This window comes from uncultured Phyllobacterium sp. (assembly GCF_902479695.1).
Classification (GTDB): domain Bacteria; phylum Pseudomonadota; class Alphaproteobacteria; order Rhizobiales; family Rhizobiaceae; genus Phyllobacterium; species Phyllobacterium calauticae.
The window spans coordinates 46,565-60,146 of record NZ_CABSQF010000010.1; the positions used below are offsets into that span (position 1 = coordinate 46,565).

At 60.4% G+C, this 13,582-nt stretch carries 10 protein-coding genes; 3 read left to right on the top strand and 7 right to left on the bottom strand.

What is annotated here, in order from left to right:
* Positions 1-80: 80 nt before the first annotated feature.
* A complete protein-coding gene (locus RDL77_RS08335) occupies positions 81-2,378 on the top strand; it encodes an NADP-dependent malic enzyme (protein WP_223612927.1) in 2,298 nt (765 codons plus the stop codon).
* 92 nt (positions 2,379-2,470) lie between these two features.
* Positions 2,471-3,526 (top strand): DUF2865 domain-containing protein, encoded by a 1,056-nt coding sequence (locus RDL77_RS08340; protein WP_288192498.1) that lies wholly within the window; start codon positions 2,471-2,473, stop codon positions 3,524-3,526.
* Here the strand turns inward: RDL77_RS08340 and gltX are convergent.
* The 7 genes from gltX to RDL77_RS08375 all read right to left on the bottom strand — a co-directional run bounded on the left by gltX (position 3,444) and on the right by RDL77_RS08375 (position 12,498).
* Positions 3,444-4,817: a glutamate--tRNA ligase gene (gene gltX, locus RDL77_RS08345; protein WP_288192499.1), complete on the bottom strand. Its 1,374-nt coding sequence runs from the start codon at positions 4,815-4,817 to the stop codon at positions 3,444-3,446. The two genes, RDL77_RS08340 and gltX, sit on opposite strands and share 83 nt — an antisense overlap.
* Before the next feature lie 66 nt (positions 4,818-4,883).
* On the bottom strand, positions 4,884-6,698 hold the full coding sequence (locus tag RDL77_RS08350; protein ID WP_288192500.1) for an ABC transporter ATP-binding protein: 1,815 nt from the start codon (positions 6,696-6,698) through the stop codon (positions 4,884-4,886).
* Positions 6,699-7,131: 433 nt separating this feature from the next.
* Positions 7,132-8,805 (bottom strand): NAD+ synthase, encoded by a 1,674-nt coding sequence (locus RDL77_RS08355; protein ID WP_288192501.1) that lies wholly within the window; start codon positions 8,803-8,805, stop codon positions 7,132-7,134.
* A 53-nt stretch (positions 8,806-8,858) separates the two neighbouring features.
* On the bottom strand, positions 8,859-9,209 hold the full coding sequence (locus tag RDL77_RS08360) for a diacylglycerol kinase (RefSeq protein ID WP_223612923.1): 351 nt from the start codon (positions 9,207-9,209) through the stop codon (positions 8,859-8,861).
* 78 nt (positions 9,210-9,287) lie between these two features.
* Complete coding sequence (locus RDL77_RS08365; RefSeq protein ID WP_223612922.1) at positions 9,288-9,707, bottom strand: GFA family protein; 420 nt, start codon at positions 9,705-9,707, stop codon at positions 9,288-9,290.
* Between the two features lie 62 nt (positions 9,708-9,769).
* Positions 9,770-10,957 carry a Na+/H+ antiporter NhaA gene (gene nhaA, locus RDL77_RS08370; RefSeq protein WP_288192502.1) on the bottom strand — a complete coding sequence of 396 codons (1,188 nt, stop codon included), beginning with the start codon at positions 10,955-10,957 and terminating at the stop codon, positions 9,770-9,772.
* Between the two features lie 161 nt (positions 10,958-11,118).
* Complete coding sequence (locus RDL77_RS08375; protein ID WP_223612920.1) at positions 11,119-12,498, bottom strand: class II 3-deoxy-7-phosphoheptulonate synthase; 1,380 nt, start codon at positions 12,496-12,498, stop codon at positions 11,119-11,121.
* Between the two features lie 196 nt (positions 12,499-12,694).
* Between RDL77_RS08375 and RDL77_RS08380 the strand changes: the two genes are divergently transcribed.
* Positions 12,695-13,579, top strand: coding sequence for an alpha/beta fold hydrolase (locus RDL77_RS08380; protein ID WP_288192503.1), 885 nt, complete (start codon positions 12,695-12,697; stop codon positions 13,577-13,579).
* Positions 13,580-13,582: the final 3 nt, after the last annotated feature.

Genomic DNA, 13,582 nt, shown 5'->3' on the forward strand with positions numbered 1-13,582 from the left:
TTCGTGTCATTTATGCATGCTAAAAAGATTGAATCGCAAATCCCAAGTTGCGACCAGCCAATTTCCGGAGGATATTATCCATGGCCAAGGACAATTCGCCCAACCAGTCCGACCTCGAAGAAAGCGCCCTGTTTTACCACCGCTTTCCTCAGCCGGGTAAACTGGAAATCCAGGCGACGAAGCCGCTTGGAAATCAGCGCGACCTTGCCCTTGCCTATTCCCCCGGTGTGGCGGCGCCCTGCCTTGCCATTCATGCAAATCCTGCTACAGCCGCCGATTATACCAGCCGCGCCAATCTGGTCGCCGTCATCTCCAACGGTACCGCCGTCCTTGGTCTTGGCAATATCGGCCCCCTCGCCTCCAAGCCGGTGATGGAAGGCAAGGCGGTTCTCTTCAAGAAATTCGCCGACATCGACGTCTTCGACATCGAGATCGACGCGCAGGAGATCAACAAGATCGTCGATGTCGTTGCCGCGCTCGAACCCACCTTTGGCGGCATCAACCTCGAGGACATCAAGGCGCCGGAATGCTTTGACGTGGAGGAAATCCTCCGTGCCAGGATGAACATTCCCGTTTTCCATGACGACCAGCACGGCACGGCGATCATCGTCGCCGCAGCCATCCTCAACGGCATGGAGCTGGCCGGCAAGGATCTGTCCAAGGTCAAGATCGTGGCGTCCGGCGCCGGTGCGGCAGCGCTCGCCTGCCTCAACCTTCTGGTCAAGCTCGGTGCCAACCGCAAGAACATCTGGGTCTGCGATCTCGACGGCGTCGTCTATGACGGCCGCAACACCCTGATGGACCGCTGGAAATCCGTCTATGCCCAGAAGACCGATGCGCGCGTGCTGGCCGATGTCATCGGCGGTGCCGACGTGTTCCTCGGCCTGTCAGCGGCAGGTGTCCTGAAGCCGGAACTTTTGAAACAGATGGCGCCGAACCCGCTGATCATGGCGCTCGCCAATCCCAATCCGGAAATCATGCCGGAGGAAGCACGCGCCGCACGCCCCGACGCCATGATCTGCACCGGACGCTCCGATTTCCCCAACCAGGTCAACAACGTCCTCTGCTTCCCCTATATTTTCCGTGGCGCGCTGGATTGCGGCGCACGGGCGATCAATGAGGAAATGAAGATGGCGGCGGTCAAGGCCATCGCGGCGCTTGCCCGCGAGGAGCCATCGGATGTGGCGGCCCGCGCCTATTCCGGCGAAACACCGACCTTCGGCCCCAATTATCTCATTCCTTCGCCGTTCGATCCGCGCCTGATCCTGCGCATCGCGCCGGCAGTGGCCAAGGCGGCCATGGAAACCGGCGTTGCCGACCGCCCCATCGAGGATTTCGAGGTCTATCTCGACAAGCTGAACCGCTTTGTCTTCCGTTCCGGCCTGATCATGAAGCCGATCTTCACCGCAGCGCGGACTGCCGAGAAGAAACGGGTGATCTATTCCGACGGCGAGGACGAGCGGGTTCTGCGCGCGGCACAGGTGGTGCTCGAAGAAGGCACGGCGATCCCGACGCTAATCGGCCGCCCGCAGGTCATCGAGACGCGTCTCAAGCGCTACGGCCTGAAGATCAAGCTCGGCACCGATTTCGACATCATCAACCCGGAAGACGATCCGCGCTACCGCGACTATGTCGACCTTTTGGTGAACCTTACCGGCCGGCGCGGCACCACGCCGGAAGTGGCACGCACCATGGTCCGCGCCAGCGGCACGGTGATTGCAGCGCTGGCCATCATGCGCGGCGAAGCCGACGCCATGATCTGCGGTCTGGAAGGCCGTTTCGAGCGCCATCTGCGCAATGTCGACCAGATTATCGGCAAGCTCGAAGGCATCCGCAATTTTTCCGCACTCAGCCTGCTGATTTCACAGCGCGGCGTGCTGTTCCTGACCGATACCTATGTCAGCATCGATCCGACAGCCGAAGAGATTGCCGAAAAGACGGTTCTGGCCGCCAACGAAATCCGCCGCTTCGGCATCGAGCCCAAGGCAGCCCTGCTTTCGCATTCCAACTTCGGTTCACGCGATTCCGAAAGTGCCGCCAAGATGCGCGCCGCTTCGGAAATCCTGCGCTCCAAGGCACCGGATCTGGAGCAGGATGGCGAAATGCATGGCGATTCCGCCCTGTCGGAAATCCTGCGTGAGCGTGTGCTGCCGCATTCCCGCCTGAGCGGCGAAGCCAACCTTCTGGTCTTCCCCAATCTCGACGCGGCCAACATCACGCTCAACGTCGTCAAGACGGTCACCGATGCACTGCATGTCGGGCCCATTCTGCTCGGCGCCGCCAAGCCTGTGCATATTCTGACGCCGTCGGTGACATCGCGCGGTATCGTCAACATGACGGCTCTGGCAGTGGTTGAGGCGTCACAGCGCCTGGAATAGCGCGCTGCCGTCTTATTGCTGCCGCACGTTCATGGATGGTTCAGGCGCAGTCAGCCAGGTAGGCTGCGCGTGATCTTGCAGGACTAGACCATATGAAACGGTTCATACACTTCGCGGCACTCGCCATGGGCACGCTGCTGTTGTCAACACAGCTGGCAGCGGCCCAGTCGGACGTTTGCAGCCGCATGGAACAGCGTCTGCGCGAACTCGACAATGATTTCGTCACGGATGAGTATGAGCTGAACCTGCGCCGCGACCGGGTGGAAGCTGCCATGGACGCCAACAATTGCTCGGCATCCTATGAGCCTGACCGCGAAATCTTGCCGCGCGAAGTCGAACCGCGAGACGGGGAGCCCCGGCGCCGCCCCTATGAAGTCCTCGGAGGCCAGCGGCCCGTTGAAAACGAGCCGCTTGAAAGCACCGCACCGGTCTACGGCGGACAATATCAGACGCTCTGCGTGCGCACCTGCGACGGCTATTATTTCCCCATTTCCTACGCGACCGGCGCGGAGAATTTCCACCGCGACGAAGCGCAGTGCCAGGCGCAATGCCCGGGCGCGAAACTGTTCTATCATTCGACCAACGGTGAAACCGTCGATCAGATGATTTCCCTGCGCGGCCAGGCCTATACGGATATGCCCAACGCGTTCAAATTCAGGAAAGTCGGCGCCAATGGCACGCCGCAATGCTCCTGTCAGCGCACGGCGGGCAATTACACCACGCTTGGAAATCCCAAGGAAATAGCCCGGCAACCGGCGGCGACTGCGCCCGCGACGAAACCGGCGCCAGCACAAACACAGCCAGCACTCAAACCGGCGGAACCGATCAAACCGGTCGAGCCTGTCAAGGCCGAACCATTGCCATCGGCAGAGCCGGCGAAAAACCCCGAACCGAACAAGCCGTCGGCACCGGCCGAGGCCAAGGCCGAACCGGCTGCGCCTGTGGTAGAGCCGGAGAAAAAACCGTCATCGATTATTCAGCTGGGGACACCCGCCGTGCCGAAAGTCGAAGCGGAACAGCCGAAACCGCTGTCACCGGACAAGCCGATCGATCCCAACCGCAAGGTCAGGGTCGTCGGGCCAACGTTCCTTCCCGACCAAGAAGGGGCAGTAAATCTGCGAGCTCCGGACCAGAAGCCAACCCGGTAAGGGCAATGCGCAGGGGCATGAATAACGGCTTGCCCTTGCGTCCGCTCTGAACCTTCACCGCTTCCGTCCACTGCTCCCAGGTCGCGCGGCTCCACGGCTCCTGCGGCAACACGTCAAAAGCCGCCGCAACGAAATCGCGATCCTCTTCAGCAAGGACTTCGTCACTGACGGGACCGTCCTGGACGATCTTCCACCACAGCGCCGCATCGGCAACGCGTGTGAGATTGCCGCGCACCGCAAGCCAGAAGGCTTCGGCCTTGTCGCCGGTGATCCCCATGTCCCGCAGCCGCTCTTCAGCCACGTCGAACGGCATGGCGTGGATCAGCGTGCGGTTCAGCGTATCGAGTTCCGCCGGATCGAATTTCGAGGATGATTTCGATGTTGCCTTCGGATCGAAGATTGCGGCGAGCGATGCCATGTCAGGCATGGCAACCACATTCTCCGACGTTCCCGTCAGCACGGCGAGGCTGACCACGGCCATCGGCTCATAGCCGTCGCGGCGCAGGCTGCCGACGGACAGGGCTCCCGTCCGCTTGGACAGTCCCTCGCCCGAAACAGTCGTCAGCAGATTGTGATGGCCAAGCGCCGGCGCCTTCGCACCGAGCGCTTCAAAAATGGAAATCTGCACGCCGCTGTTGGTGACGTGATCATCGCCGCGGATGATGTGCGTGATGCCCATGTCGATATCGTCGACCACGGAGGTCAGCGTGTAGAGATAGGTGCCGTCTTCGCGCACCAGCACCGGATCGGAAAGCGAAGCGAGATCGACGGTCTCTTCGCCGCGCACGATATCGTCCCAGTGGACAATCGTGCGCGCCGGCGCGAACGGATCGTCCTTGAAGTTCGGCAGCAGGAAACGCCAGTGCGGACGATGTCCCTCCGCTTCGAGCTTCGCGCGGTCCTCCGCCGTCAGTTTCAGCGCATCGCGGCCATAGACCGGCGGCAGGCGGCGCGCGAGGCGCAGCTTGCGCTTGCGTTCGAGCTCTTCCGGGGTCTCGTAGCAGGGGTATAGCACGCCAGCCGCTTTCAGCTTCTCGACGGCGGCATCGTAGAAGGCAAAGCGTTTCGACTGGTATTCGACCCGCACCGGCTTGATGCCAAGCCAATCAATATCAGCGGCGGTCGCTTCGGCATATTCGGTCTTCGAACGTTCCACGTCGGTGTCATCGAAGCGCAGGATCAGTTGGCCATTGTGCTTCAACGCGAACAGCCAGTTGAACAGGGCTGTCCGCGTGTTGCCGATGTGGATATAGCCGGTCGGAGATGGTGCAAAACGGACGGTGATGGTCATGCGTCGGGCATATCGGAACGACGCGTGAAGATCAATATGGGCCGCGCTTTCGCGCGGCCCACAGGATCAGTCGTCGGCCAGAACAAGACCCTTGGTCAGTTCCAGCGCCTGCCGTTCGAACAGGCTGCGGTAGATGCCGCCGTTCAGGCGGATCAGAGCTTCGTGGTTGCCCTCTTCCGCAATCCGGCCATGGTCGAAGACCAGCAGCCGGTCGAGTGCCCGCACCGTGGACAGCCGGTGCGCGATTACCAGCGTCGTGCGGCCCAGCATCAGCCGTTCCATGGCCTGCTGGATCAGCACTTCCGATTCCGAATCGAGGCTCGATGTCGCCTCGTCCAGGATCAGAACCGGTGCATCCGCGAGGAACGCCCGGGCGATGGCCACACGCTGGCGCTCGCCGCCGGACAGCTTTACACCGCGTTCACCCACCAGCGTACCATAGCCCTTCGGCAGGGCCGTGATGAAGTCATGCGCGCTGGCCTGCCGGGCCGCTTCCTCGATTTCGCTTTGCGTGGCCGTCGGCCGCGCATAGGCGATGTTCTCGGCCAGCGTCCGGTGGAACAGGATCGGCTCCTGCTGCACGATGGCAATCTGCTGGCGCAGCGATGCCTGGGTGACGGCGGAAATATCCTGACCGTCGATCAGGATATGCCCCGCCTTCACGTCGTGCAGGCGCTGGATCAGCTTGACGAACGTCGTCTTGCCCGAACCGGAGTGGCCGACAAGGCCGACGCGCTCACCCGCCCGGATCGTCACCGAGAACCGATCATAGAGCGGTGCCCGGTGCGCCCCGTAGTGGAACGTCACATTGTCGAACACGATCTTGCCATTGGTGATCTGGATCGGCTTGGCGCCGGGCCGGTCATCAATGCCGAGCGGCTGACTCTCAATGTCAACAAGCTCTTCCATATCGTTGATCGAACGCTGCAAATTGCGGATGTGCATGCCGACTTCCCGCAGGTAGCCCTGCAGGATGAAGAACGACGTCAGCACGAAGGTGATGTCACCCGCACTCGCCTGCCCCCTGGACCACAGCCACAGGGCAAAGCCGATGACCGATGCCCGCAGGATGAGCAGCAGCGAACCCTGCGTCGTGCCGTTGCGGGTGCCGCGGATCCACGTGCGCCGCGTCCGGTCCTGCCACTTGGCAAGAACTTTCAGCAGCCGTGCATCCTCGCGCTTTTCCGCGCCGAAACCCTTCACCACCATGTTGCAGCTGACCGCATCGGCCAGCGAACCGCCGAGCTTGGTATCCCAGCGATTGGCAAGGCTCGCCATCGGCGCGACATAGCCAAGCGACATCGCCACCGTCACGCCGACGAACACGAGGGATCCCAGACCGATGATGACGCCCATCATGGGCCAGTACCAGGCCATCAGCACGGTCGAGCCGACAAGCATGACAACGGACGGAAACAACGCCACCAGCAGCGTATCGTTCAGCAGGTCAAGCGCCCACATGCCGCGCGTGATCTTGCGCACCGTCGAGCCGGCAAAGCTGTTCGCATGCCAGTCCGTCGAGAAGCGCTGGACACGGAAGAACGCGCCGGAGGCAATCTCCGACATCATTTTCAATGTCAGCTTGACGATCGTCATGAAGGTGACGTGCCGCAGGATGATGGCACCCAGCGACAGGGCCATCAGGGTCCAGAACGCGGCCATCGCCGCATCCCAGGCAATGGCATCCGTTGCCGCGCCATTGACCACCGCGTCGACCAGCCGCCCCGAATAGAGCGGCGTCAGCACGTCGGCCAGTGTCGAGAGCAGCACTGCACCAAGAATGATTGCCAGACGCACCGGCTGCTTCTGCCAGTGAATCCAGGTGAATCCGAGAACGCTGCGGAAGGCTCCGCCGCGCAAGGCGTTACGTAAAAATGCCATGACGATCGTCCGGTGCCAAAACGCACCGGCCTCAAATATGAATTTCAGACGAGAATGCCGCGCAACAGAACGAGGGAATCAATGCGGCACAATTGGCTTGGCGACTTGCCTGAATACAGGAAAGGCCAATATCGGCGATGAGTGTTCTTGACCGGTGAAGTCAATTGAAAAGCCCTGGGACTTTTCATCATCACATGTCAGGAACGGACGCCGCCCCGAGGGGACATTGAAACAGCTGCCATTCTAAACCTCCCGGGCTTGATTGCCGGAGAGATGGCTTATAGGTGAATCGCAATCACGCGCCAAGCGCCTATTTTTTGTGCAGCCGCTTTTCGAAATAAAGTGAGGCGCGATTGCAACACTAGACTTTAGTCGTAGTCAAAAACGATGGTTGCAGGGCGATCAGTGCCTGGTTCGACACATGCAATCGGTCCTACCCTCGATCACGGAACTTGTTGGTGATGGGATAGCGCCGGTCGCGGCCGAAATTCTTCCGCGTCACCTTCACACCCGGCGCGGACTGCCGGCGCTTGTATTCGGCGAGATAGAGCAGGTGTTCGATCCGCTCGACCGTCTTGCGCTCATGGCCGCGCTCGACGATCTCGTCGACGCCCATCTCGTTCTCGACGAGGCATTCGAGAATGTCATCGAGCACCGGATAGGGCGGCAGCGAATCCTGATCCGTCTGGTTCTCGCGCAATTCGGCGGACGGCGCCTTGCTGATGATGTTTTCCGGGATGACGATGCCCGATGGACCGAGGCCGCCGGCGGGCACATTCCTGTTGCGCCATTCGGACATGGCGTAGACCTGCATCTTGTAGATGTCCTTGATCGGATTGTAGCCGCCGTTCATGTCGCCATAGAGCGTGGCATAGCCCACCGACATTTCCGACTTGTTGCCCGTCGTGACCACCATCGAGCCGAACTTGTTGGAGATTGCCATCAGGATCGTGCCACGGGCCCGGCTTTGCAGGTTTTCTTCGGTGATGCCCTCTTTCGTACCTTCGAATGTCGGCCCGAGCGCTTTCAGAAAGCCTTCCACCGGCTCGAAGATCGGCACGATGTCGTAGCGGCACCCCAGCGCCTTGGCGCAGTCTTCCGCATCCTTCAGCGAGTCCTTCGATGTATAGGTATACGGCATCATCACGGCGCGCAGCCGCTCCTCGCCCAGCGCGTCGACAGCCAGCGCCGCGCAGATCGCCGAGTCGATGCCGCCGGAAAGGCCGAGAACCACGTCCTTGAAGCTGTTCTTGTTGACGTAATCGCGCAGGCCCAGCATGCAGGCGCGATACTGCGCCTCCTCGCCCTCGGGGATTTTCGACATGGGGCCTTCCGAGCAGGACCACCCGCCCGCGCCGCGCCGCCACGTGGTGACAACAAGTTGTTCCTCGAATTGCGACATCTGGAACGCGATGTTTTTGTCCGGATTGAACGCAAACGAGGCACCGTCGAAAATCAGATCGTCCTGACCGCCGAGCTGGTTGGCGAAAATCAGCGGCAAACCGGTTTCGATCACCTGGCGCAGCACCACCTGATGGCGCACATCCACCTTGCCGTTGTAATAGGGCGAGCCATTGGGCACGCAGAGTATCTCCGCGCCGCTCTCGGCCAGTGTCTCACACACGCCGAGGTCGCCCCAGATATCCTCGCAGATCGGAATGCCGATGCGGATGCCGCGGAAATTCACCGGCCCCGGCATCGGCCCCTGCTGGAATACCCGCTTCTCGTCGAACTCGCCATAGTTGGGCAGGTCGACCTTGAAGCGTTCCGCAATCACCTTGCCGCCATCCAGCACCATGATCGAATTGTGCAGGCCGCTGTCGCGCCGCAGCGGCGTGCCGATAATCACCCCCGGTCCGCCATCCGATGTGTCGGCCGCAAATTCTATTGCCGCCTTTTCGCAGGCTTCGATGAAGGCTGTCTTCAGCACCAGATCTTCCGGCGGATACCCTGAGATAAACAGCTCCGTGAACAGGATGAGATCGGCGCCCTGCCGCGCGGCGTCGGCCCGTGCTTCACGCGCTTTTGTCAGATTACCCTTGATGTCACCCAGGACAGGATTGAGCTGGGCGATGGCGATACGGAGGATGTCGGGATTTTTGCTCATATTGAACATATATCATTTCGCTGGAGATTAAACAATGCGACTCACACGCGGTTTCAGGAAAAAAATACGTGCCAGAGCGTATAGAACCAGACGATGGCGACGAGAACAACCGAGATCAGCACGGCCAGGGATCCGCAATCCTTGGCGATCTGGATGTCGCGCTGGAAATCCCGCGACACGGCGTTGCACGCCGCTTCAATGCCGGTGTTCAGCACCTCGATCATGATCAGGATAAGCACCGAGCCGGTCAGAACCAGGAAAACCAGCACGGATGGTGCAATCGCCGCCGCGACGGGAATCGACAGGATGAAAAGGATAAGTTCCTGCTGAACCGCCTTTTCATGCACCGCCAGGTGCCTGAGCGCGCGCATGGAATTGACGAATGCCAGTATTAGCCGCTGCATGGTTTGCTCCCGTCCGTCCGTAACGGCAGCTATAAAGCCAGATCGGGCGGCGTCAATCCTTCACGCGTTCCCGGCCCCTCAGTCGCCTGCCACGACGATACCGCCGCCGCTCGCCACATATTTCGGCAGATCGTCGCCGATTTCGTAATAGTCGCCCTTGTCGCCGACGAAAATGTGCACTTCGCCCTTGAGACTGGTCGGCTTATCGAACGATCCGGCCATCACCGAGATGTAGTCGAGATCATGGTGTTTCCAGAACATCACCGATCCGCAATTGCGGCAGAAACCGCGCGCCGCATATTCGCTGGCGGCATACCATTTGATGTTTTCCTCACCGGTGATGGTGATGGCATCCTTCTGGACATTCGTCGCCGCATAGAAATGGCCGGATTGCTTGCGGCACTGCGAGCAATGGCAATAGACGATCCCGCGCAGCTTGCCATGCGCCTTGAAGCGGATGCCTCCACACAGACACGATCCACTATGCAATTCCGACATCGGACGGACTCCTGTTCAAGACAGCAAAGACTAGGCTTGCGCCAGCGCCCTGCCTTGCGCGATCACGCCTTTGTCGACCGCGTCAGCGACACACGCAAAAGCGCGGCACCGACAACGGCGGAAAGCAGTGATCCAAGCAGAACGCCGAGCTTCGTTTCATCCTGCAACAATGGCGAATTTGCGTAGGCGAGAAGGCCAATGAACAGGCTCATGGTAAAGCCGATGCCGCACAGCATCGAAACCCCATAGATCTGGAACCAGCTTGCTCCCGCCGGGCGTTCCGCCAGCCGCAACTTTATCGCCAGCAGCGCAAAGGCAAACACGCCGATCTGCTTGCCGACGAACAGGCCGGCCGCCACGCCAAGGGGGACGGGATCGGCAAGGTTGGACAGCGAGACGCCACTGAAGGACACACCCGCATTGGCAAAACCGAAGATCGGCACGATGGCAAAGCCGACCCAGGGCTGGATGGCGTGCTCCAGCTTGAGCAGCGGCGATTCGGTTGCCCCCTGCCCGTCCTTGGCCCCGCGCATGGGAATGGTTAGCGCCAGGAGGACACCGGCCACCGTGGCATGCACACCCGATTTGAGCACAAGAATCCACAGAATGACGCCGAGGACGAGATAGGCCCAGAGCCGCACCATGCCGAGACGGTTCATGGCCATCAGGATGACGAAAACACCGGCGGCACCGGCAACGGCGGGAATATTCAGCCCGTCCGAATAGAACAGCGCGATGATGAGAACCGCACCCAGATCGTCGATAATGGCAAGCGCCGTCAGGAAAACCTTCAGGGACAAAGGCACGCGCGAACCAAGCAGGGACAAAACACCGAGCGAGAAGGCGATATCCGTTGCCGATGGAATGGCCCAGCCCCGCGCCGTTTCGGTGCCGGCATTGAAGGCAAGGAAGATGGCCGCCGGAACGACCATGCCGCCGACCGCAGCGAAGCCCGGCAATGCGCGCCGTGACCAGCTGGACAACTGGCCGCTGATCATTTCACGTTTGATTTCCAGCCCGACCAGCAGGAAGAAGATCGCCATCAGCGCATCATTCACCCAGTGAAGAATACTCAGGCCGCCGACATAGGTCTTCAGAAGGCCGAAATAACCGTCACTGAGCGGTGAATTGGCAATGATCAGCGCCAGCGCGGCCACCACCATCAGGATGATGCCACCGGAGGCTTCGCTCTCGATGAAGGAACGGAAAGACGCTGTCAGGCGGATTCGGCGCGAAGGTTTTGTTGTCATGGAACCTTGATAGAATCCAAAGACATAAATTTCCAGCCAAAACGGTCCGATGTTCTGACAGATGCGTGATCAGGCCAAAGTTGTTGTCCGTCCGCTTCACAAAAACAAAGGGCGGCCTCGGAAAGACCGCCCTTTTATTCAGATAATATTATGCAAAGCGATCAGCCGTTGACAGCGATCTTCTGCGGGTGCGCATTGCGCTCCTTCTTGAGCAGTTCTGCGACGAGGAACGCCAGCTCCAGCGCCTGGTCGGCATTGAGGCGCGGATCGCAATGGGTGTGGTAACGATCCGACAGGTCTTCCGCCGAAATCGCCCGTGCACCGCCCGTGCATTCCGTGACGTTCTTGCCGGTCATTTCGATGTGGATGCCACCGGGATAGGTGCCTTCCGCATGATGAACGGCAAAGAAGCCTTCGACTTCCTTCAGGATACGGTCGAAAGGCCGTGTCTTGTAGCCATTGGCCGTGATCGTGTTGCCGTGCATCGGGTCACAGGACCAGACCACATCGCGGCCTTCCTTCTGCACGGCGCGGATCAGCTTGGGCAGATGGTCGCCCACCTTGTCATGGCCGAAACGGGCGATGAGGGTCAGACGGCCGGGCTCGTTCTCCGGATTAAGGAGATCGATCAGCCTGATCAGACCGTCGGGCTCCAGCGAAGGGCCGCACTTGAGGCCAAGCGGGTTCTTGATGCCACGGCAGTATTCCACATGGGCATGGTCCGGCTGGCGCGTACGATCGCCGATCCAGATCATGTGGCCCGACGTGCCATACCAGTCACCGGAAGTGGAATCCACGCGGGTCAAAGCTTCCTCATAGCCAAGCAGCAAAGCCTCATGGCTGGTGTAGAAATCCGTCTCGCGCAGCGTGTGGTTGGTTTCCGACGTGATGCCGACGGCACGCATGAAGTCCATCGTATCGGAAATCGTGCGGGCGAGTGACTCATAGCGCTCGCCCTGCGGGCTGTCCGAAACGAAACCGAGCATCCACTGGTGCACGTTCTCGAGGTTGGCATAGCCACCCTGGGCGAAAGCGCGCAGAAGGTTCAGCGTTGCCGCCGACTGGCGATAGACCATTTCCTGGCGGTTCGGATCGGGAATGCGGGCAGCCTCGGTGAACTCCATGCCATTGATGATGTCACCGCGGTAGACCGGCAGTTCGATACCATCCTTGGTTTCCGTATCGGCAGAGCGCGGCTTGGCGAACTGACCGGCAATGCGGCCGATTTTCACGACCGGCTGCGATGCGCCGAACGTCAGGACAACCGCCATCTGCAGGAACACGCGGAAAAAGTCGCGGATATTGTCCGCGCCATGCTCGGCAAAGCTTTCGGCACAGTCGCCGCCCTGCAACAGAAAACCCTGCCCTTTGGACACGGCTGCGAGCTGGCGCTTCAGCTTTCGCGCCTCACCTGCAAAAACCAGCGGCGGATAGGTACGAAGACGGCCCTCGACATCGCTCACAGCCTGAGCGTCCGGATAAAAAGGCGCCTGCTTGATTGGCTTGCCTCTCCAGGAAGTCGGTGTCCAGTTCTTCGTCATTATTGCACCTGTTTTCTATTGTCCGCACTGGGTAGCGGTGGTTTGCGTTTTCCGGTTGCTCCGGAAGGCGCTCATATAGTGGAAATATCCTTATTATACCAGTCCCGTTAAGGTTTGTGGCGGAAACACGAAATCGAGATTGTCGCAGGCGGCATTTTGATTTACGTTGACGTTAAAGTCAAAGTTGGAGCGGCCGATGCGCGACATTGCTTTTGAAGCCTCTGATGGCTTTCCCCTGCATGGCACCATGTTTGACGGAAAAGGCACCGGGCCGGCGGTCCTGATCTCCTCCGCGGCCGCCGTTCCCAACACATTCTACCGGCACTTTGCCCGTCAGCTGCTCGATTGCGGTGCCTCCACAGTACTCACCTACGATTATCGCGGCGTCGCGAAATCCGGAACGCCGAAGGGATGGACCACACGCCTCGGCATGAAAGACTGGGGCGTGCTCGATTTTCCCGCGGCAATCGATGTTCTCAGGCGCGCAGCCGGCGACAGGCCGCTGGTGGGCATCGGCCATTCCTATGGCGGCCTGGCGCTTGGCCTCAGCAACCGGTCTTCCGACTTTGCCCGCTATACATCGCTCGCCTCGCTCTCCGGCTATTACCGCAACACGGCCGAACCGTTTTCCGTCTTTGCCAAGATGAACTTCCTCGCCCTGCCCCTGGCGCTCTCGCTCGGGCGCGTGCCCAAATGGAGCGGTATCGGCGAGGAACTGCCCGGCAGTGTCTTCCAGGACTGGGCACGCTGGTGCCGCAATCCCAATTTCCTTTTCGGCGACGCCAAAACACCGGAGTCGAAGCATTTTCAGTCGGTGCGCACGCCCCTCCTCGCCGTCGGATTGACCGACGATCCCTGGGGAACGCCGAAGGCTATCGATCACCTTTTGACCCACTACGGCAATGCGCCGACAAACCAGCTGTGGCTATCCCCGCAACAATCGACCGGCGGCGCAATCGGCCACCTCGGCTTCTTCCGCAAACACCATACGGCCACGCTGTGGCCGCCCGTCATCGACTGGCTGCTGCACGGGAAAGTGCCGCTGGGAGCAACGCACCGCGCCGAACAACGCGTTGCCTAAAAG

Coding starts and splice junctions, on each gene's coding strand:
- RDL77_RS08340 (WP_288192498.1), top strand. CDS start 2,471: ATGAAACGGTTCATACACTTCGCGGCACTCGCCATGGGCACGCTGCTG.
- RDL77_RS08335 (WP_223612927.1), top strand. CDS start 81: ATGGCCAAGGACAATTCGCCCAACCAGTCCGACCTCGAAGAAAGCGCC.
- gltX (WP_288192499.1), bottom strand. CDS start 4,817: ATGACCATCACCGTCCGTTTTGCACCATCTCCGACCGGCTATATCCAC.
- nhaA (WP_288192502.1), bottom strand. CDS start 10,957: ATGACAACAAAACCTTCGCGCCGAATCCGCCTGACAGCGTCTTTCCGT.
- RDL77_RS08380 (WP_288192503.1), top strand. CDS start 12,695: ATGCGCGACATTGCTTTTGAAGCCTCTGATGGCTTTCCCCTGCATGGC.
- RDL77_RS08360 (WP_223612923.1), bottom strand. CDS start 9,209: ATGCAGCGGCTAATACTGGCATTCGTCAATTCCATGCGCGCGCTCAGG.
- RDL77_RS08355 (WP_288192501.1), bottom strand. CDS start 8,805: ATGAGCAAAAATCCCGACATCCTCCGTATCGCCATCGCCCAGCTCAAT.
- RDL77_RS08350 (WP_288192500.1), bottom strand. CDS start 6,698: ATGGCATTTTTACGTAACGCCTTGCGCGGCGGAGCCTTCCGCAGCGTT.
- RDL77_RS08375 (WP_223612920.1), bottom strand. CDS start 12,498: ATGACGAAGAACTGGACACCGACTTCCTGGAGAGGCAAGCCAATCAAG.
- RDL77_RS08365 (WP_223612922.1), bottom strand. CDS start 9,707: ATGTCGGAATTGCATAGTGGATCGTGTCTGTGTGGAGGCATCCGCTTC.